The organism is Pseudomonas sp. AP19, from assembly GCF_001728855.1.
GTDB classification, from domain to species: Bacteria; Pseudomonadota; Gammaproteobacteria; order Pseudomonadales; family Pseudomonadaceae; genus Aquipseudomonas; species Aquipseudomonas fluorescens.
This window is the reverse complement of sequence record NZ_LXJP01000011.1, coordinates 103,455-123,999: the sequence shown is the minus strand read 5'-3', so window position 1 is coordinate 123,999 and position 20,545 is coordinate 103,455. Positions and strand designations below refer to the sequence as shown.

20 protein-coding genes are annotated in these 20,545 nt (G+C 60.0%); 16 read left to right on the top strand and 4 right to left on the bottom strand.

Annotated elements, in window-relative coordinates; all coding sequences use genetic code 11:
• The first annotated feature begins 3 nt into the window (after positions 1-3).
• From fdx to A7D21_RS10980, 13 genes are all read left to right on the top strand, one after another.
• Positions 4-345: an ISC system 2Fe-2S type ferredoxin gene (gene fdx, locus A7D21_RS11040; RefSeq protein ID WP_053257878.1), complete on the top strand. Its 342-nt coding sequence runs from the start codon at positions 4-6 to the stop codon at positions 343-345.
• 14 nt (positions 346-359) lie between these two features.
• Positions 360-560, top strand: coding sequence for a Fe-S cluster assembly protein IscX (gene iscX, locus A7D21_RS11035; protein ID WP_003238461.1), 201 nt, complete (start codon positions 360-362; stop codon positions 558-560).
• 92 nt (positions 561-652) lie between these two features.
• Complete coding sequence (gene ndk, locus A7D21_RS11030; protein WP_003175956.1) at positions 653-1,078, top strand: nucleoside-diphosphate kinase; 426 nt, start codon at positions 653-655, stop codon at positions 1,076-1,078.
• Positions 1,079-1,107: 29 nt separating this feature from the next.
• Complete coding sequence (gene rlmN, locus A7D21_RS11025) at positions 1,108-2,256, top strand: 23S rRNA (adenine(2503)-C(2))-methyltransferase RlmN (protein WP_053257877.1); 1,149 nt, start codon at positions 1,108-1,110, stop codon at positions 2,254-2,256.
• 12 nt (positions 2,257-2,268) lie between these two features.
• Positions 2,269-3,027, top strand: a complete 759-nt coding sequence (gene pilW, locus A7D21_RS11020; RefSeq protein WP_053257876.1) for a type IV pilus biogenesis/stability protein PilW — start codon at positions 2,269-2,271, stop codon at positions 3,025-3,027.
• Positions 3,027-4,028: a RodZ family helix-turn-helix domain-containing protein gene (locus tag A7D21_RS11015; RefSeq protein ID WP_069551705.1), complete on the top strand. Its 1,002-nt coding sequence runs from the start codon at positions 3,027-3,029 to the stop codon at positions 4,026-4,028. The genes pilW and A7D21_RS11015 overlap by 1 nt, the downstream gene beginning before the upstream one ends.
• Positions 4,029-4,030: 2 nt before the next feature.
• A complete protein-coding gene (gene ispG / locus A7D21_RS11010) occupies positions 4,031-5,140 on the top strand; it encodes a flavodoxin-dependent (E)-4-hydroxy-3-methylbut-2-enyl-diphosphate synthase (protein ID WP_053257874.1) in 1,110 nt (369 codons plus the stop codon).
• Positions 5,141-5,161: 21 nt separating this feature from the next.
• Positions 5,162-6,451: a histidine--tRNA ligase gene (hisS, locus tag A7D21_RS11005; RefSeq protein ID WP_053257873.1), complete on the top strand. Its 1,290-nt coding sequence runs from the start codon at positions 5,162-5,164 to the stop codon at positions 6,449-6,451.
• A gap of 65 nt (positions 6,452-6,516) precedes the next feature.
• The gene (locus A7D21_RS11000) at positions 6,517-7,134 is read left to right on the top strand and encodes a tetratricopeptide repeat protein (RefSeq protein ID WP_171902606.1); all 618 of its coding nucleotides are present in this window, start codon (positions 6,517-6,519) and stop codon (positions 7,132-7,134) included.
• A complete protein-coding gene (gene bamB, locus A7D21_RS10995) occupies positions 7,127-8,278 on the top strand; it encodes an outer membrane protein assembly factor BamB (RefSeq protein WP_053257871.1) in 1,152 nt (383 codons plus the stop codon). The genes A7D21_RS11000 and bamB overlap by 8 nt, the downstream gene beginning before the upstream one ends.
• Before the next feature lie 135 nt (positions 8,279-8,413).
• Positions 8,414-9,883, top strand: coding sequence for a ribosome biogenesis GTPase Der (gene der, locus A7D21_RS10990; RefSeq protein ID WP_053257870.1), 1,470 nt, complete (start codon positions 8,414-8,416; stop codon positions 9,881-9,883).
• A gap of 134 nt (positions 9,884-10,017) precedes the next feature.
• Complete coding sequence (locus tag A7D21_RS10985) at positions 10,018-11,166, top strand: pyridoxal phosphate-dependent aminotransferase (protein ID WP_069551704.1); 1,149 nt, start codon at positions 10,018-10,020, stop codon at positions 11,164-11,166.
• Entirely contained in the window at positions 11,154-11,945 is a 792-nt protein-coding gene (locus A7D21_RS10980) for an amidohydrolase (protein WP_053257868.1), read from the top strand. Before A7D21_RS10985 ends, A7D21_RS10980 begins: the two co-directional genes overlap by 13 nt.
• Positions 11,946-12,115: 170 nt before the next feature.
• Here the strand turns inward: A7D21_RS10980 and leuA are convergent, their stop codons facing one another.
• From leuA to A7D21_RS10955, 4 genes are all read right to left on the bottom strand, one after another.
• Entirely contained in the window at positions 12,116-13,795 is a 1,680-nt protein-coding gene (gene leuA, locus A7D21_RS10975; RefSeq protein ID WP_053257867.1) for a 2-isopropylmalate synthase, read from the bottom strand.
• Positions 13,796-14,222: 427 nt separating this feature from the next.
• Entirely contained in the window at positions 14,223-15,044 is an 822-nt protein-coding gene (locus tag A7D21_RS10965; protein WP_069551703.1) for a peptidoglycan DD-metalloendopeptidase family protein, read from the bottom strand.
• A 3-nt stretch (positions 15,045-15,047) separates the two neighbouring features.
• Positions 15,048-16,427, bottom strand: a complete 1,380-nt coding sequence (gene xseA, locus A7D21_RS10960) for an exodeoxyribonuclease VII large subunit (RefSeq protein ID WP_069551702.1) — start codon at positions 16,425-16,427, stop codon at positions 15,048-15,050.
• Positions 16,428-16,437: 10 nt separating this feature from the next.
• Positions 16,438-17,328: a LysR family transcriptional regulator gene (locus tag A7D21_RS10955; protein WP_069551701.1), complete on the bottom strand. Its 891-nt coding sequence runs from the start codon at positions 17,326-17,328 to the stop codon at positions 16,438-16,440.
• Between the two features lie 100 nt (positions 17,329-17,428).
• On the opposite strand from A7D21_RS10955, the gene A7D21_RS10950 reads away from it, so the two are divergent.
• The 3 genes from A7D21_RS10950 (at position 17,429) to guaB (ending at position 20,464) form a co-directional block, all read left to right on the top strand.
• The gene (locus A7D21_RS10950) at positions 17,429-18,196 is read left to right on the top strand and encodes a sulfite exporter TauE/SafE family protein (RefSeq protein WP_053257862.1); all 768 of its coding nucleotides are present in this window, start codon (positions 17,429-17,431) and stop codon (positions 18,194-18,196) included.
• A gap of 145 nt (positions 18,197-18,341) precedes the next feature.
• Complete coding sequence (locus A7D21_RS10945; RefSeq protein ID WP_015885727.1) at positions 18,342-18,890, top strand: hypothetical protein; 549 nt, start codon at positions 18,342-18,344, stop codon at positions 18,888-18,890.
• Between the two features lie 104 nt (positions 18,891-18,994).
• A complete protein-coding gene (guaB, locus tag A7D21_RS10940; protein ID WP_053257861.1) occupies positions 18,995-20,464 on the top strand; it encodes an IMP dehydrogenase in 1,470 nt (489 codons plus the stop codon).
• Positions 20,465-20,545: the final 81 nt, after the last annotated feature.

Here is a 20,545-nt window from a genome sequence, read left to right as displayed (position 1 = left end):
TTAATGCCGCAGGTCATTTTTCTGCCACACGCCGAGCATTGCCCGGAAGGTATGGTTGTGGAGGCTGAGACCGGCAAGTCCATCCTCGAAGTTGCCCATGACAACCACATCGAGATCGAGAGTGCCTGCGGCGGTGTCTGCGCCTGCACCACCTGCCACTGCGTGATTCGCGAGGGTTTCAACTCTCTGGAAGAAGCGGATGAGCTGGAGGAGGACTTTCTGGATCGCGCCTGGGGCCTGGAGGCGACTTCTCGCCTAAGCTGTCAGGCAAAGGTCGGGACCGAAGACATCACCGTCGAAATTCCGAAATATTCGCTCAACCATGCGGCCGAAGCGCCGCATTGATTCAAGGAAATGTCATGAGCCTGAAATGGGTTGATGTACAAGAAATCGCTATACAACTTGCTGAAGCCCACCCGGAGGTCAATCCTCTGACGGTCAACTTCGTCAAGCTGCGCAATCTGGTGATGGAGCTGCCGGACTTCGACGACATCCCCGACCGGGGTGGCGAAAAGGTTCTGGAGGCGATTCAAGGCCTGTGGATCGAAGAAGCAGACTGAGCCGCCTTTTTACGCAGTTAGGCAATACCCAATAACCCGCGTATAATTCGCGGGTTTAATTTTTCGTAAATTACCGTTTCTGGAGTTACACCATGGCTGTTCAACGTACTTTCTCCATCATCAAGCCTGACGCTGTTGCAAAAAACGTCATCGGCGAGATCACCACTCGTTTCGAAAAAGCCGGCCTGAAGGTTGTAGCTTCGAAACTCAAGCAACTGTCCAAAGCTGAAGCTGAAGGCTTCTACGCTGAGCACAGCGCTCGTGGTTTCTTCGGCGACCTGGTTGCGTTCATGATCTCCGGTCCTGTTGTTGTTCAGGTTCTGGAAGGCGAAAACGCTATCGCTCTGAACCGTGAGCTGATGGGCGCTACCAACCCTAAAGAAGCAGCTGCCGGCACTATCCGTGCTGACTTCGCTGAATCCATCGACGCCAACGCTGTTCACGGTTCGGACTCCGAAGCCGCCGCTGCTCGCGAAATCTCGTACTTTTTCGCTGCTACTGAAGTAACCGCTCGCTAAGCATCGGCTTAAAGAGTGAGGGTGAATCCATGACGACATCGACTGTTAAAACCAACCTGCTGGGTCTGACTCAACAGGAAATGGAAAAATTCTTCGACTCAATCGGGGAGAAGCGTTTCCGTGCCGGTCAGGTAATGAAGTGGATTCACCACTTTGGCGTCGACGATTTCGACGCCATGACGAACGTCAGCAAGGCCCTGCGCGACAAGCTCAAGGCCATTGCTGAGGTCCGTGGTCCCGAAGTTGTCAGCGAGGACATCTCCAGCGACGGCACCCGTAAGTGGGTGGTGCGCGTGGCGTCCGGCAGCTGCGTCGAGACCGTGTACATTCCCCAGGGCAAGCGCGGTACTTTGTGCGTTTCGTCCCAGGCAGGCTGTGCCCTGGACTGCAGTTTCTGCTCCACCGGCAAGCAAGGCTTCAATAGCAACCTCACTGCCGCCGAAGTCATCGGCCAGGTGTGGATTGCCAACAAATCCTTTGGCAGCGTCCCGGCGACCGTCGACCGTGCCATCACCAACGTGGTGATGATGGGCATGGGTGAGCCGCTGCTGAACTTCGATAACGTCGTTGCCGCCATGCATTTGATGATGGACGACCTGGGTTACGGCATCTCCAAGCGCCGTGTAACCCTGTCGACCTCCGGCGTGGTGCCGATGATCGATGAGCTGGCCAAGCACATCGACGTCTCCCTGGCGTTGTCGTTGCACGCACCGAATGACGCATTGCGTAACCAATTGGTGCCGATCAACAAGAAGTATCCGCTTAAGATGCTGCTCGAATCTTGCCAGCGTTACATGGCGACCTTGGGCGAAAAGCGTGTGTTGACCATTGAGTACACCATGCTCAAGGACATCAACGACAAGGTCGAGCACGCGGTCGAGATGATCGAGCTGCTCAAGAACACCCCGTGCAAGATCAACCTGATTCCGTTTAACCCGTTTCCACATTCTGGTTACGAACGGCCGAGCAACAACGCCATCCGCCGTTTCCAGGATCAACTGCACCAGGCCGGCTACAACGTCACCGTCCGCACCACGCGTGGTGAAGACATTGACGCCGCCTGTGGCCAATTGGTCGGGCAGGTGCTGGATCGCACCCGTCGCAGCGAACGTTATATCGCCGTGCGCGAACTTAACGCCGCCGAAGATTTGCCGCAAATCGCTGTGAATCGAATCTGAGAGAGGATCTCTATGCCCTTGCGCCTTGCGCTGCTTTTACTTTTTACCGGCCTCGTGGCCGGTTGTGTTTCATCGGGCCATGACAGCCCTTTGCAAACCGATAAAGGCCGTGATGAAGCGCGAGTTGCCTATGTGCAATTGGGCTTGGGGTATCTGCGCCAAGGCATGAGCGAGCAGGCCAAGGTGCCGTTGAAAAAGGCTTTGGCGCTGGACAGCGCCGATGCCGACGCGAATGCCGCACTGGCCTTGGTATTCCAGGCTCAGGCCGAGCCCGAACTGGCCGATCAGTATTTCCACAAGGCCTTGGCCGCGCGTCCTGCCGACCCTCGGCTGCTGAACAATTACGGCAGCTTTCTGTTCGAGCAGCAACGTTATGACCAGGCCGCCCGTTATTTCCAACAAGCCAGCGCCGATACTCTCTATCCTGAGCGCTCGCGCGTCTTCGAGAACCTTGGGGTGACCTCGGTGCGTCTTGGCCAGCGCGATAGCGCCCGGCGGCAGCTGGAAAAAGCCCTGCACCTGAACGGTCGTCAGCCACGCGCGTTGCTCGAAATGGCTGAGTTGTCTTACGAAGACAGGCATTATGTGCCGGCACGTGACTATTACGAGCGTTTTAGCCTGCTCAGCGGGCAAAATGCACGTAGTCTATTGCTCGGTGTGCGCCTGGCGACGGTTCATGAAGAACGCGACACGGCCGCACGTTTTGGCCAGCAACTCGAACGACTCTATCCCGGTACGCCGGAATATCAGCAATACCTGTCGGAGCAATGATGAAAGCGGCGCACCCGGAAGTTGTAGCAGCTAATCGCGTAAACCCAGGCGAAACCTTGCGTCAGGCCCGCGAAAGCAATGGTTGGTCGCTGGCAGAAGTGGCCCTCAAGCTCAATTTGACCGCCACGTCCCTGGGCAACCTGGAAGCCGGCGCGTTCGACAAGCTGCCTGGGCATACCTTTGCCCGCGGCTATATCCGCGCCTATGCCAAGTTGTTGGGCATTGACCAAACCGTACTGGTTCAAGCGTTCGATCAATTCACCGGCACCGACTCCCAGGGCAGCAATGTGCATGGCCTCGGTCGCATCGAAGAGCCGGTGCGGGTTTCCCACACGATTTTGCGTATTGTCAGCCTCTTGCTGTTGATCGCGGTGATCGGCGGCGGCTTCGTCTGGTGGCAGGACCAAGCCTCCCAGCGCACCAAGGACCTGACCAGCAACGCCCTGGAGCACGTCGAAGTCGAAAGCGCCGACGGCACCACCCAGATTCATCCGCTGGATGAGCCGGAAGACCAGGCTGTTGCTCAAGGGCAGGCCGCGCCAGAAGCGCCGGCCACCGCCGAGCAACCTGCACCGGAAGCCACCACGGCACCTGCTGCGACTGCCGTCGTGCCCGCTCCGACGGTGCCTGCCACTGCGGCGGCCCCGGTGGCCCAGGCACATGCGCCAGCCGCGCCGGCACAGGCTCCAGCAGCCGTTGCACCGGTTGCACCGGCAGCGCCGGCAGTCTCGCCACCTACCACGCCGGTCTTGGCGGCCGGCGATGGGCATATCCAGATTACCTTCATCGCTGACTGCTGGACGCAAGTCACCGATGGCAATGGCAAAGTGCTGTTTAGCGGTTTGAAGCGTAAGGGAGATACGCTTGACCAAGGCGGCAAGCCTCCGTTGACGCTGCGTCTGGGTTATGCCCGTGGCGCGCAAGTGGCCTACAACGGCCAGCCTGTGGACGTGGCGCCGTTCACCAGTGGCGAGACCGCTCGCCTCAAGTTGGGACAATAGTCATGCACGGCGAATCTCCAATCAAACGTCGCGTATCGCGCAAGATCTGGGTCGGCTCGGTGCCGGTGGGTGGCGATGCCCCTATCGCGGTGCAGAGCATGACCAACAGCGACACCAATGATGTCGCCGCCACCGTCGCCCAGATCAACCGTCTGGAAGCGGCCGGTGTCGACATCGTGCGGGTTTCCGTACCGGACATGGACGCTGCCGAAGCATTTGGTCGCATCAAGCAACTGGTCAAGGTGCCGCTGGTTGCCGACATTCACTTCGACTACAAGATCGCATTGCGCGTGGCCGAACTGGGCGTCGACTGCCTGCGCATCAACCCGGGCAACATCGGTCGCGAAGACCGTGTGCGCGCGGTGGTGGATGCGGCGCGTGACCGCGGGATTCCGATCCGTATCGGCGTCAACGCCGGTTCCCTGGAAAAAGACCTGCAAAAAAAATACGGCGAGCCGACCCCGGCGGCGCTGGTTGAATCGGCGCTGCGCCACGTTGAACACCTTGAACGCCTGAATTTCCAGGACTTCAAGGTCAGCGTAAAGGCCTCCGACGTGTTCATGGCGGTAGAAGCCTACCGCCTGCTGGCCAAGGAAATCGTGCAGCCGCTGCACCTGGGTATCACTGAAGCGGGTGGTTTGCGCTCAGGCACAGTGAAATCTGCGGTGGGTCTCGGTATGCTGCTCGCCGAAGGGATTGGCGATACTATCCGCATCTCCCTGGCGGCAGACCCCGTAGAGGAAGTGAAAGTCGGCTACGACATTCTCAAATCCCTGCGTTTGCGTTCCCGTGGCATCAACTTCATTGCCTGCCCGAGTTGCTCGCGGCAGAACTTCGACGTGGTGAAAACCATGAACGACCTGGAGATGCGCCTCGAAGACCTGCTGGTTCCGCTCGATGTTGCGGTGATCGGGTGTGTGGTCAACGGCCCGGGTGAAGCCAAAGAGGCGCATGTAGGCCTGACCGGCGGCACCCCGAACCTGATTTACATCGACGGCAAGCCGTCACAGAAGTTAACGAATGACAATCTGGTGGATGAGCTGGAAAAGCTGATCCGCCAGAAAGCGGCCGAGAAGGTCGCGGCTGACGCAGCGCTGATCGCGCGCGGCTAAGAACGAATTTAAGGATTAGATGTGAGCAAGTCTCTGCAAGCCATTCGTGGCATGAACGACATCCTGCCGGAGCAGACGCCACTGTGGCGCTACTTCGAGAACACGGTCGCGCGCCTGCTGGATAACTACGGTTACAAGCAGATCCGCATGCCGATCGTCGAATTCACCGAGCTGTTCAAGCGCTCCATCGGTGAAGTGACCGACATCGTCGAAAAAGAGATGTACACCTTTGAAGACCGTAACGGCGACTCCCTGACCTTGCGTCCGGAAGGTACCGCCGCTTGCGTGCGTGCCGTGCTCGAGCATGGCCTCACCGGTGGTGGCCAGCCGCAGAAGTTGTGGTACATCGGCCCGATGTTCCGCCACGAGCGCCCGCAGAAAGGCCGTTATCGCCAGTTCCACCAGATCGGCCTCGAGGTGTTCAACCTCGATGGTCCGGACATCGACGCCGAGCTGATCGTGCTGACCTGGCGCCTGTGGGGCCTGCTCGGCATCCGCGACGCGGTCAAGCTTGAACTCAACAGCCTGGGCACCAGCGAATCCCGGGGTCGCTATCGCGTCGCCCTGGTCGAGTACCTGTCTGCTCACTTGGACAAATTGGATGAAGACAGCCAGCGCCGTCTGAAAACCAACCCGTTGCGCGTCCTTGATACCAAGAACGCCGAGACCCAGGCCGTACTGGTCGACGCGCCGAAAATGGCCGACTACCTGGACGACGAATCCCGCGTGCACTTCGAGGGCCTCAAGGCTCGCCTGGATGCAGCCGGTATTCCCTACGTGATCAACCCTAAACTGGTTCGTGGCCTCGATTACTACAGCAAGACCGTATTCGAGTGGGTCACCGACAAGCTTGGCGCCCAAGGCACCGTATGTGCCGGTGGTCGCTACGACGGCCTGGTCGAGCAAATGGGCGGCAAGCCGACCACCGGCGTGGGTTTTGCGATGGGTATCGAGCGGCTGATCCTGCTGCTGGAAACCCTGGAGCAGGTCCCGGAAGAAATCTCCCGTCAGGTGGACGTGTACCTCTGCGCCTTTGGCGAGGCCGCCGAACTGGCAGCCCTGGCCCTGAGCGAAAAAGTGCGTGACCAGTTGCCGAACCTGCGCCTGCAGATCAATGCCGGCGCCGGCAGCTTCAAGAGCCAGTTCAAGAAGGCCGACAAGAGCGGTGCGCTGTATGCACTGATCCTGGGCGATGACGAACTGGCCCAGCAAGTGATAGGTTTCAAACCCCTGCGTGGTCAGGGCGAGCAACAGAACATTGCCTTTGATGCGCTCGCCGCGCACTTGGCCACCTGCGTCGTGCAGGGTTGAAGCTGTCGAACAGCCGAATTTAGCGATTAAGGAGTATTGGGGTGTCGAGTACTGATGATGAGCAGATGGCCGAGTTCAAGGACTGGTGGCAGCGTAACGGCAAGCCTCTGGTTACTGGCGGCCTGCTGGCTTTAGTGGTGGTGTTCGGCTGGCAAGCCTGGCACAAGTATCAGGCCAACCAGTCCCAAGGCGCCTCGGTCCTCTATCAGCAATTGCTGGAAACCACCCTGACGCCGAACGGCAAGCCCGATCCTGCCCAAGTGGCGGACCTGGCCGGCAAGCTGAAAAGCGAGTTCGGCGGTAGCACTTACGCCCAGTACGGCAGCCTGTTCGTCGCGAAAGTCGCGGTCGACACCGGCAAGCTGGACGACGCAGCCACTGAGCTGAAGGCCATCGCCGACAAGCCGACGAACCCGACCCTGGGTGAAATCGCACGTCAGCGCCTGGCTCAGGTATTGGCGGCACAGAACAAGGCTGACGAAGCACTCAAACTGCTCGACGGCGATGCTGACAAGGCATTCGTGGCCACTCGCGAAGAGCTCAAGGGCGACCTTTTGGTCCAATTGGGTCGTACCGATGAAGCCCATGCTGCGTACCAAAAAGCCAAAGCGGCGCTGTCTGATGAAGCGGCGGTCGGTGGCTTACAAATCAAGCTGGACGACTTGGCCAAAGGGGATGCGTGACGTGATCCGTTGGAAACATGCAGCATTGCTGGCTCTGGCCGTTCTGGCCGCGGGTTGCAGCAGCAACAGTAAAAAAGAACTGCCTCCTGCCGAGCTGACCAGCTTCAAGGAAGAAGTGGTCCTGCAAAAGCAGTGGAGCCGCTCCGTGGGTGATGGTCAGGGCGACCTGTACAACCTGTTGCAGCCGGCAATCGACGGCGACAACATTGTGGCCACTGACTCCACCGGCGTGATCATTGCCATGGATCGCATGAATGGCGACGTCAAGTGGAAGAAAGACCTCGAGCTGCCGGTTTCCGGTGGTGTGGGCGTCGGCTACGGCATGGTGCTGGTGGGTACGCTCAAGGGCGACGTGGTTGCTCTGGACTCCGCATCGGGTGAAGAGAAATGGCGCGCTCGCGTGACCAGTGAAGTGCTCTCCGCGCCTGCCACCAACGGCGATATCGTCGTGGTGCAAACCCAGGACGACCGTGTGATTGGCCTGGATGCCGCCACCGGCAACCAGCGCTGGTTGTACGACAGCACCCCAGCGGTGTTGACCCTGCGCGGCACCAGTGGTCCGATTGTGACCAACAACCTGGCCATTGCAGGCCTGTCGACCGGTAAAGTGGTCGCCCTGGATACCCAGAACGGCGTGCCGGCCTGGGAAACCCGTGTGGCAATCCCTCAGGGTCGTTCCGAGCTGGATCGCGTGGTGGACATCGACGGCGGCTTGCTGCTGTCGGGCGAAACCATCTACGTCGCCACCTACCAGGGCCGCGTTGCGGCGCTGGACCTGCAAAGCGGCCGCATCAACTGGCAGCGTGATGCTTCCAGCTATGCGGGTGTCGCCCAAGGGTTTGGCAGCGTCTACGTAAGCCTGGCGTCTGGCACCGTTGAAAGTGTCGACGAGCGTTCCACCACTGCATTGTGGAGCAACGACTCTCTGGCCCGCCGTCAACTGTCGGCACCGGAAGTGTTCTCCAGCTACGTAGCGGTAGGTGACTTCGAAGGTTACCTGCATCTGCTGAGCCAGGTGGACGGTCGTTTTGTCGGCCGCGAACGTATCGACAGCGACGGCCTGCGTGCCCGTCCGCTGGTTGTGGGTAACATGCTTTACGTGTTTGGCAACAGCGGCAAGCTGGAAGCCCTGACCATCAAGTAAAGAACCATGCTTGGGGTAAAACCCAGGCGGCCCCGCTTCGGCGGGGCATGCGGCATTTGAATATGCTGCCCCGAGCACCAGCCGCTGCCTTGCAGCGGCTTTTGTATTTTCTGAAATAACGAAGTGGAGAGCCGCATGGTTCCCGTAATCGCCCTGGTGGGCCGACCTAACGTCGGCAAGTCCACCTTGTTCAACCGCCTGACCAGGACTCGCGACGCCATTGTCGGCGACTTGTCCGGTCTGACCCGTGATCGCCAATACGGTGAGGCAAAGTGGCAAGGGCGCTCCTACATTATTGTCGACACCGGTGGTATCTCCGGTGACGAGCATGGCATGGACGAAAAGATGGCCGAGCAGTCGCTGCTGGCCATTGAAGAAGCCGATGTCGTGTTGTTCCTGGTGGACGCCCGTGCGGGCTACACCGCTGCCGACCAGATGATTGGCGAGCACCTGCGCAAGCGCAACAAGCGGTCCTATTTGGTCGCCAACAAGATCGATAACATCGATCCTGAGGCTGCCCGTGCCGAGTTCAGCCCGATGGGCCTGGGCGACGCGATTCCGGTCGCCGGTGCGCACGGTCGCGGCATCACCCAGATGCTGGAAATCGCCTTGCGCGACTTCCCCAAGGATGACGACGAAGAAGAAGAGGGCGAAGCAGAGATCGTCGCCGAAGGTGAGGAAGCCAAGCGCATTCCTGGCCCGAGCGAAAAAGACGGTATCAAGATCGCCATCATTGGTCGCCCGAACGTCGGCAAGTCGACGCTGGTTAACCGCATGCTCGGTGAAGACCGGGTCATCGTGTATGACCAACCCGGCACCACCCGTGACAGTATCTACATCCCGTTCGAGCGTAACGACGAGAAGTACACGCTGATCGACACCGCCGGTGTGCGCAAGCGCGGCAAGATCCACGAGGAAGTTGAAAAGTTCTCGGTGGTCAAAACCCTGCAGGCGATCAAAGACGCCAACGTGGTGATCTTCGTGATGGACGCCCGCGAAGGCGTGGTGGACCACGACCTCAACTTGCTGGGCTTTGCCCTGGAAGCCGGTCGCGCCCTGGTGATCGCAATCAACAAGTGGGACGGCATGACGCCGAGCGAGCGCGATTTCGTCAAGATCGAGCTGCAGCGTCGCCTGTTCTTCGTTGAGTTCGCCGATATCCACTTTATCTCGGCACTGCACGGCACCGGCGTGGGCAACCTCTACGCTTCCGTACAGAACTCGTTCAAGTCCGCGGTTACCCGCTGGCCGACCAACCGTCTGACCCAGATCCTGGAAGACGCCGTCGGCGAGCACGCACCGCCGATGGTCAACAACCGCCGCATCAAACTGCGTTACGCCCACTTGGGTGGTGCCAACCCGCCGATTATCGTGATTCACGGTAACCAGATCGAGAAGGTGCCAAAGTCCTATGTGCGTTACCTGGAAAACACCTACCGCCGTGTCTTGAAACTGGTCGGTACGCCGATCCGTATCGAGTTCAAGGGTGGCGAGAACCCATACGAGGGCAACAAGAACACCTTGACTGACCGTCAGGTGAACAAGAAGCGTCGTTTGATGACTCACCACAAAAAGGCTGACAAGAAGCGCCGCGACAAGAAATAACCGCCGCTTCACGTTGTAGGCTGCACGCTGCAAGAGAGGGCTCCTATGGAGCCCTTTTTTGTGCCTGGCGGTTTGTGCCTTGACCCCACGCGGCCGGCAGCTTAAAACTTGGGGCTCACCTGCAGGGGCCTCCGATGATCACCAGCAAGCTGCCGAATGTCGGCACGACCATTTTCACCACCATGTCGCAACTCGCTGCCGAAACCGGCGCGCTCAACCTGTCCCAGGGCTTTCCTGATTTCAATGGCCCGAAGGCGTTGCTTGATGCGGTGGGCAAACACGTTGCCAGTGGGCATAACCAATATTCACCGATGACCGGCTTGCCGGCCCTGCGTCAGCAAGTGGCGGCCAAGATCGCCCGCAGCTATGGCGCCGCGGTCAACCCCGACAGTGAAGTGACCATCACGCCAGGCGCCACGGCAGCAATTTTCTGCGCAATTCAGGCGGTGATTCGCAGCGGCGATGAGGTCATTGTGTTCGACCCCAGCTATGACAGCTATGAGCCCTCGGTTGAGTTGGCCGGTGGTCGCTGCGTGCACGTGCAACTGAGCCTGCAAGGCTTCGCCCTGGACTTTGAGAAGCTCAAGGCTGCGCTCTCGCCGCGTACGCGCATGATCATCCTTAATTCCCCGCACAACCCCACCGGTGCGCTGATCAGCCGCGCCGAACTGGATCAATTGGCTGAACTGATCCGCGACCGTGATATCTACCTGGTCAGCGATGAAGTCTATGAATACCTGGTGTTCGACGGCCTGCACCATGTCAGCGTGCTGGCCCACCCAGAGCTTTATCAGCGGGCGTTTGTGGTCAGTTCCTTCGGCAAGACTTACCACGTCACCGGCTGGAAAACCGGTTATGTGGTTGCGCCTCCAGCACTTACCGCTGAACTGCGCAAGGTGCATCAATATGTCAACTTCTGCGGCGTGACGCCTTTGCAGTACGCTTTGGCTGACTTCATGGCCGAACACCCGGAACACGTCGAAGAGCTGCCGGCTTTTTACCAGGCCAAGCGTGATCTGTTCTGCGACTTGCTGGCGCCGTCGCGTTTCAGCTTTACCCGGGTTACCGGCACCTACTTCCAACTGGTGGATTACGCACAGATTCGCCCGGACCTGGATGACGTTGCCATGTCACTGTGGATGACCCGCGAGCACGGCGTGGCGACGATTCCGGTGTCGGTGTTTTATCAGCACCCGCCCGAAGGCCAGCGCCTGGTGCGCCTGTGTTTCGCCAAACGCGAGGAGACGCTGCAGCACGCGGCGGAAAAACTATGCGTGATCTGAGTGCATTACCCGACCTGAATATCGCCTTGGTCCAGACCAGTCTGGTATGGCATGACCGTCAGGCCAACCTTGAACATTTTGAGTTGCTACTGGAACAGGCCAAGGGCGCCGATCTGATTGTGTTGCCGGAGATGTTTACCACCGGTTTCTCAATGGAGTCGCAGACCCTTGCAGAACGGGAAAACGGCCCGACCCAGCACTGGCTCCAGGCGCAGGCGGCGAAATATAAGGCGGTGATCACGGGTAGCGTGATCATCCAGGCCGCCGACGGCAGCCACCGCAACCGCCTGTTATGGGCGCGGCCGGATGGCGAGGTGCTGCATTACGACAAGCGCCACCTGTTCCGCATGGCGGGCGAACACGACCATTACACGCCGGGCGAGCGTCAGGTGCTGTTTGAGTTGAAGGGCTGGCGTATTCGTCCGCTGATTTGCTACGACCTGCGTTTCCCGGTGTGGAGTCGAGATGCGCAGGACACGGATCTGCTGCTGTATACCGCCAACTGGCCGGGTGCGCGACGCCAGCATTGGAATCGGCTGTTACCGGCGCGAGCCATCGAGAACCTGTGCTACGTAGCGGCCGTGAATCGGGTGGGTACCGATGGCAAAGGTTTTGCCTACACAGGGGACAGTCAGGTGCTGGATTTCCAGGGTGAGACGCTGCTGAGCGCAGGGGAGGCGGACGGGGTGTTTCAGGTGTGCCTGAATGCTGCGGAGTTGGCGGCGTATCGCACCAAGTTTCCGGCGAATCTCGACGCTGATATTTTTGAGTTTGTCTGACAGACCGCTTTCGCGAGCAAGCCCGCTCCCACATTTTGATTTGTGAACACAGTCAAATGTGCGAGCCGGGCTTGCCCGCGATGAGGCCCTCACAGCCAGCGCATTTTCAAGGTTCAACAAAAAGGCCCCTGAGTTCTCACTCAGGGGCCTTTGCAGTTCAGCGGTAAGGCTTACGCCGCTTTCGCTTCCAACTGGCTCAACGAACGGTTCAGGGCGCTGAACACCGCTTTAAAGCTGGCTGTAGTGATGTTTTCATCAATCCCCACGCCGTGCACCGGGCGCTCGCCATTCACACGCAGTTCGATGTAGGCCGCGGCTTTGGCATTGGTGCCGGCGCCGATGGCGTGTTCGTTGTAGTCCATGATCTCGACCTTGATCGGCAGCGCGGCAACCAGCGCTTCGAGGGTGCCGTAGCCCTTGCCGTGCCAGCGCAGGTTGGTTTCGCCCTGGCCTTTGCCCGAGACTTCCACTTCCACCGTGCTGTTGCCGTTCTCTTCCTGCAGGCGATGGCTGACCAGCGCATACGGCGTGTTGGCTTGCAGGTATTCACGCTGCAACAAGGCGTAAATCTGTGGTGCGGTCATTTCCAGGCCGACGCGATCGGTCTCAGCCTGTACCACTTGGCTGAATTCGATCTGCATGCGGCGCGGCAAGCTGATGTCGTATTCCTGCTCCAGCAGGTAGGCGATGCCGCCTTTGCCGGACTGGCTGTTCACACGAATCACTGCTTCGTAGCTGCGACCGATATCGGCCGGGTCGATCGGCAAGTACGGTACTTCCCACAGTGCGTCGGCTTTCTGTTGGGTGAAACCCTTGCGGATCGCGTCCTGGTGGGAGCCGGAGAACGCGGTGTGTACCAGATCGCCCACGTACGGGTGGCGCGGGTGTACCTGGATCTGGTTGCACTCCTCGACGACTTTGCGCACGCCGTCGATGTCGGAGAAGTCCAGTTGCGGGTCGAGGCCCTGGGTGTACATGTTCAAGGCCACGGTGACCAGGTCGACGTTGCCGGTACGCTCGCCGTTGCCAAACAGGCAGCCTTCGACACGGTCGGCGCCGGCCATCAGGCCCAGCTCGGTGGCGGCCACGCCGGTGCCACGGTCGTTGTGGGTGTGCAGGCTGATGATCACGCTGTCACGGCGGTTGATATGGCGGCCGAACCACTCGATCTGGTCGGCATAGATGTTCGGCGTGGCGCATTCAACCGTGGCTGGCAGGTTGAGGATCATCTTGTGCTCTGGCGTCGGGTTCCATACCTCGATCACCGCGTCACACACTTCCTTGGCGAACTCCAGCTCGGTGGCGCTGAAGGTTTCCGGGGAGTATTCGAAGGTCCACTGGGTTTCCGGCTGCTGTGCGGCATATTTGACGAACAGCTTGGCCGCGTTGACCGCGATGGCCTTGATGCCGTCCTTGTCCTGGTTGAACACGATGCGGCGGAACGACGGCGAGGTCGCGTTGTACAAGTGCACGATGGCTTTCTTCGCGCCACGCAGCGATTCGAAGGTGCGTGCGATCAAGTCTTCACGGCCCTGGGTCAGCACCTGGATAGTGGTGTCCTCGGGGATGTGGTTGTCTTCGATCAGGGTGCGCACGAAGTCGAAGTCGGTTTGCGAAGCGGCCGGGAACGAGGCCTCGATTTCCTTCACGCCAACGGCGACCAGCGTCTTCCAGAAGCGCAGCTTTTTCACCGCGTCCATCGGCTCGATCAGCGACTGGTTGCCATCACGCAGGTCGGAACTGCACCAGATCGGCGCTTCGGTGATGGTTTTCGACGGCCAGGTGCGGTCGGGGATATCGATGGTCGGGAACGCACGGTACTTCGAAGACGGGTCTTTGAGCATGCTCATCGGAAAATCCTTTGTGGTAAGGGCCGAGAAAAGGCGGCCTGCCGTAAATCTGTTATTGGGGGCGAAGCTGGGGACGAGGCAGAACGATTCAGCCTGGCAGTCGTGCGCTGACGAGGCACAGGCTGCGGTGCTGGCGGAGCTGAATGAGGGTGTGAGAGGTTTTCATAAGCTCAACCCTAACCGCCGGGGTGAAAGATGGCAAGCAGTCGAGAAAAATTGAGAGAAGTTCTCTAATCTGGCGATAGGGCGAGATTTTATGGCGATTCTAGAGGTGAGTGTTGCTTTTAATTGCGTGGTTTCTATCGGGTGCGCAATTGTGCTGGCAGGCCTGGCGCCATCGCGGGCAAGCCCGGCTCCCACAGGTAAACGCGATTCTCGGTGGGAGCCGGGGTTGCCCGCGATGAGGCCGGTATGCGCACTATTTACATCAGGGCTGGAACGCGCCGATAAAGATCGCCGGGTCGACCCGTGCTTCGTTTAGGCTGATGTTCCAGTGCAGGTGAGGCCCGGTCGCTCGGCCGGTTGAGCCAACCTTGCCGACTACGTCACCCCGTGCCAGCGCTTGGCCGGTCTTCACATCGATCTTCGATAAATGGCAGAACATGCTGATAAAGCCCTGGCCGTGATCAACGAAGACGGTATTGCCATTAAAGAAGTAGTTGCCGGTGAGAATGACTTTGCCCGCAGCCGGTGACTTGATCGGCGTGCCGGTGGGCACTGCGAAGTCAAGCCCGGCGTGGGGATTGCGCTCTTCTCCATTGAAGAAACGGCGTACGCCGAACTTGCTGGAGAGTGGGCCATTGACGGGTTTGTCCAGCAGCAGGTTGCTCGGCGTGTTGGGGCTGAACGTGCGATAGGCGCCCAGCTGTAAAGGGATCTCGCTTTCGATGCGTTTGACGTCCGCAGGGTTCGGGTTGACTTGGCGTTTGTTCTTCAGGGTGATGCGTTGTTCGGGGTACTTCTTGTAGCCGACGACAAACGGCAAGGTTTGGCCGCCACTGCTGATGCGTTCGTTGCCCGGTTTGACGGTCAATGGAATGCCGACAATCGCCAGCCACGTGTCCTGTTCCTTCACCACCAATACCGGTTTGCCCTGATAGGTGGCTTTCGGGGCCGCAAGCGAGGCGCCCAGGTCAACCACCGCGACGCCACCGGGCACCGGCTTGTTCAGCAGCCGGGTGATGTAGCTTTCGGCATGGGCGGTGAAGGTGAGGCACAACAGCATCAACAAGCTCAATAAACGTGGCATCAATCAATCCAGTAATGAAAGGGTAACGGGCGTCAGGTGGTTATCTTCCACTCGCACCTGCAGTTGGCCTTCACCGAGGCGTGCGGTCAGGCGCTGGCCGGTATGGGTTTGCGCGGCGTTGCGGATCGCCTGGCCACGCTCGTCGAGCAGGATGCTGTAACCCCGGCCGAGAGTCGCCAGCGGGCTGACCACTTGCAGCGTCTGCACCTGGCTTTGCAGTTGCAGACGGCGCGCCTTGAGGCCTTCGCGCATGGCGCGGGGCAGGCGTTCGGCGAGGCTGTCCAGGCGTTGGCGCAGCAGGGCCAACTGGCGGCCGGGGTGTTGGCCGGCGAGGCGGGTTTCCAGGCGGATCAAGCGTTCGCGACGGGTATTGAGGCTGCGCTCGAAGGCGCGGCGCATGCGCATGTCCAGGTCGTCGAGGCGCTGGGCCTGTTGGCGCAGGCGTTCGCCCGGGTGGCGCAGGCGCCGAGCCATGCCCTCAAGGCGCAGGCGGTCGTGGCTCAGGCGATTGCGCATCAGCATCACCAGCCGGCGGTGCAGGTTTTCGACCTGGCGCACCAGGTGGCTGGCGTCGGGTGCGAGCAATTCGGCGGCAGCGGAAGGGGTCGGCGCGCGCACGTCGGCGACGAAGTCGCAGATCGACACATCGGTCTCATGGCCGACGGCACTGACGATCGGCGTCACGCAGGCATCCACGGCACGCGCCACGGCTTCTTCGTTGAAGCACCACAGGTCTTCCAGCGAACCACCGCCACGGGCCAGGATCAGCGCATCGAAGCCTCGCGCATCGGCCAGCTTGAGGGCGCGCACAATCTGCGACACGGCTTCGCGGCCTTGTACCGCCGTAGGGATCAGTGTCAGTTCAACGTTCGGCGCCCTGCGGCCAAACACGCTGATGATGTCGCGGATTACCGCGCCGGTCGGCGAACTGATAATGCCGATGCGCCGCGGGTGCGCCGGCAACGGCACCTTGCGTTCGGCGCTGAACAGGCCTTCGGCACTGAGTTTTTCCTTCAGCGCATCAAAGGCCAGGCGCAGCGCACCATCGCCGGCAGGCTCCACGGTGTCGAGGATCAACTGGTAGTCGCCACGGCCCTCGAACAGCGAGACCTTGCCGCGCACCTTGACCGCCAGGCCGTCCTTCAATGCCTGGCGCACCCTGGCGGCATTGTTGCGAAACAACGCGCAACGCACCTGGGCGCCGCTGTCCTTGAGGGTGAAATACACGTGGCCGGAGGCCGGGCGGGCGAGGTTGGAGATCTCGCCTTCGACCCAGATATTGGTGAACACGTCTTCCAGCAACACCCGCGCGCGGCCGTTGAGCTGGCTGACAGTCAGGACTTCGCGGTCCAGGCCCAGACGGGCAAAAGGATCTTTAATCATGGGCGGCAGTTTATAGGCATTCGTGCAAGGTTTGGCAGAATTGCTCGACCAGCGCGCTCGGCGTTTGCGCGCAGGCCAGCGCCACGGTACTGAGGCAGTCCGGGTCGGCCAGGGGCAAAAAGTGCACGTTGGCGGGGGCGATGGCCTGCATGGATTTTGGTAACAAGGCAATGCCGAAGCCGGCCTGGATCAATTGCAGCTGGGTGGTCTTGCGCGACATCACCCGCGCAGCCTTGGGGAAAAAGCCGGCACGCATACACAATTCGGCTGACAGATAACTCAGGCCGCCGCGTTGGGGGTGAGGGACAGAGATAAACGCTTCGTCCCTGAGCTGCACCAATTCCACCGGCGTGTCGCGGTGCGCCAACGGGTGATCCGGCGGCACCGCGAGCAACAGCTGTTCGCTATATAAAGGCGTCACACGCACACCTTCGCGCTGGCGCAACACCGGCAAGCGCAATAGCCCGACGTCCAGGCGACCGTCGGCAATGTCCTCCAGCTGTGCTTCAGAGGACAGTTTGACGATATCCATCGACACGCCGGGGCAGCGCGCCAGCCAGGTGCTGATGCCTTGCAGCAATGGCCCGCTCATCGGCACGGTACTCGAATGGCTCAGGCGTAACGTGCCAAGTTTACCCTTACCCACCTGCGTCGCCATTTCACCGGCTTTGAGCAACTCGCTCAGCAGGTTGCGCGCCCGAGGGTAGAAGGCTTCACCGGCCGCCGTCAGCCGAGGGTGGCGCGCGGTGCGTTCGAACAAGGGGGTTTGCAGCTGGGCTTCCAGCTCCTTGATCTGTCGGCTCAGGGCTGATTGCGCCACGAACAGGCGCTCGGCCGCAGCGCTGAAGCTGCCGCTGTCGGCGATTTCGACGAAGTAGCGCAGTTGGCGAGTGGAGATCACACGTCATGCCTTTTCGAGATGGGTGGAGGGCTTTGAAGATATTAGTCGCAACACTCGACGATGGCTAAAGTGGTGGCCTTCTCTTTACAAGGACGTGCCCATGAGCCCGGTTGAGCTGATGAGTGAGTGGTCGTTTGGCGGTGTTGATTGGCTGGTGATCGGCCTCGGCGTGGTGGTGGCCTACGTCGTGTTTGGTATCGCCGGGTTTGGCACGGCGCTGGTGGCGGGGCCGATCCTGATCGTGTTTATGCCACTGTCGAAGATCATTCCGCTGCTGGTGCTGCTGGATTTTGTCGCCGCCTTTGGCAACCTGCTGCAATCGCGGCGAGATGTAAACAAGCCCGAGCTGCTGCGGTTGCTGCCGTGCATGGCAATCGGTTGCACGCTAGGCGTGATCTTTTTGCTCAACCTGCATTCGGATCTGTTGCTGCTGCTGATGGGCATGTTTATCAGCGTCTATGCGATCTACAGCTTGTCGGTGAAGGCGCGGCCCACACAACTTTCCAAAGGTTGGTCGATTCCCATGGGCACCGTCGGCGGGCTGTTTGGTGCGTTGTTTGGCAGTGGCGGCTTTTTATATGCGATCTACCTGAACAGCCGTTTACCCAAGGACGCGGCGCGCGCCACGCAAAGTGCGCTGATCAGTTGCAGCACGGTGGTGCGCCTGAGCCTGTTTCTGATTGCCGGGGTGTATGCTGACGTGCCGCTGTTGATATTGGCGCTGTGCCTGTTGCCGGCGATGGCGCTGGGGCTGTGGTGCGGGCGCCGGCTGACGATGCGCATGTCCCGTGAAGCCTTTGTAAGGCTGGTGACGTGGCTGGTGTTGGCCAGTGGCATTGCGTTGATCGGGCGGTACTTGAGCACTTGACCTGTGTGGGGCAGGGATTAAGCTGCCAGCCTTCAGGGCCTCATCGCGGGCAAGCCCGGCGCCCACATTTTTGATTTGTGAACGCAGTCAAATGTGGGAGCGGGCTTGCCCGCGATGAGGCCAGTAGCCACACCGCAGGACTCTCATGAACTCGCAAAGTATCCTTGTCCCGAAAATCTCCACCTTGCCCGTCCACGAACCCCGCGCGCGGGCGATTGTGCGCTGGTTGGTGCGCAAGAACATCATCAAGGAAGAACTGACCACCTGTGGCCGCACCGGTAACCGCATGGCTTACGCCCTGGCCGATGGCGCCCGCGCCGTGGTGCTGCACCCCGAAGCGCTGCCGTTCAACGAGCCGATCAACGGCCTCGAGATCATCTACAAGCGCTGCATCTATACCCCGGCCAAAGGCTTTCTCGAAGAGGCCGGCTGCCCGGAATGCCTCAAGGAAGTCGGCGAGGCGCTGTTCGAAAGCCTGGAAGACTGGATGCCCGGTCACACCGACAATTTCACCTGCCCGCTGTGTGGGCATGAAGATGACATCAACGGGTTTCTGTTCCTGCAGGAATGCGGGTTTTCCAACCTGGGATTCATTTTCAACAACTGGGCGGAGGCGGGGTTCAAGCAGAGCTTTATCGACGAATTTGCCGATTGGTTGGACCAGAAGATGAGTTGGGTCAAAGTCGAGCTTTAATCCATCTATCAGTATTACCAAGTTTGTCAGAGTTTTACATTGAGCCTGACGGGGTGCATGTATATAATGGCGCGCTTCCATTTTCCCGCTCGGGAGCCCCCGCGATGCTGCGTATCAGCCAAGAAGCTCTGACATTCGACGACATTCTCCTAGTGCCCGGTTATTCCGAGGTACTTCCTAACGAAGTCAGTCTCAAGACCCGCCTAACCCGTGGCATCGAGCTGAATATTCCCCTGGTTTCTGCTGCCATGGACACCGTCACCGAAGCCCGTTTGGCAATTGCCATGGCTCAGGAAGGCGGCATCGGCATCATCCACAAGAACATGACCATCGAGCAGCAAGCTGCCGAAGTGCGCAAGGTCAAGCGTTACGAAGCCGGTGTGGTGAAAGATCCGATCACCATCGAAGCCGACGCCACCGTCCGTGACCTGTTCGACCTGACCCGCCTGCACAACATCTCCGGCGTTCCGGTGCTGCACGATGGCGACCTGGTCGGCATCGTCACTTCCCGTGACGTGCGTTTCGAGAACCGCCTTGAAGTCACCGTCCGCGAAGTGATGACGCCTAAAGAGCGTCTCGTCACGGTCAAGGAAGGCGCCGACAAGAACGATGTGCGCGAGCTGCTGCACAAGCACCGCATCGAACGCGTGCTGATCGTCGATGACAAATTTGCCCTCAAAGGCATGATGACCGTCAACGACATCGAAAAAGCCAAGGCCTACCCGCTGGCCAGCAAGGATGACCAAGGTCGTCTGCGCGTTGGCGCGGCAGTCGGCACCGGTAAAGACACCGGTGACCGCGTTGCGGCCCTGGTCGCTGCCGGTGTTGACGTGGTGGTGGTCGACACTGCCCACGGTCACTCCAAAGGCGTGATCGACCGCGTTCGCTGGGTCAAACAGAATTTCCCTGACGTGCAGGTGATCGGCGGCAACATCGCCACCGGCGCAGCCGCCAAGGCCCTGGCCGAAGCCGGCGCCGATGCGGTCAAGGTCGGTATCGGGCCTGGTTCGATCTGCACCACGCGTATCGTCGCCGGTGTGGGCGTGCCGCAAATCAGCGCTATCGCCAACGTCGCCGCTGCCCTTGAAGGCACTGGCGTTCCGTTGATCGCGGACGGCGGCATCCGTTTCTCCGGTGACCTGTCCAAGGCCATCGTTGCGGGTGCCTCCTGCGTGATGATGGGCTCGATGTTCGCCGGTACTGAAGAAGCGCCGGGCGAGATCGAACTGTTCCAGGGCCGTTCGTACAAGGCTTACCGCGGCATGGGTTCGCTGGGCGCCATGTCCCAGGCGCAAGGCTCTTCCGACCGCTACTTCCAGGACTCCTCGGCAGGCGCCGAGAAGCTCGTTCCGGAAGGCATCGAAGGCCGTGTTCCTTACAAGGGCACCCTGAGCGCGATCATCCATCAACTGATGGGCGGCCTGCGTTCCTCGATGGGCTACACCGGCAGCGCCAACATCGAAGAAATGCGCACCAAGCCAGAGTTCGTGCGGATTACCGGCGCCGGCATGGCTGAATCCCATGTCCACGACGTGCAGATCACCAAGGAAGCGCCAAACTACCGCGTAGGTTGATGCTTTCAGCAAAATGTTAAGTAACCGGGGCTGTTTTATTCAGCCCCGAGTTGTTTCTGATTTTCTTCACCGAATTGCATA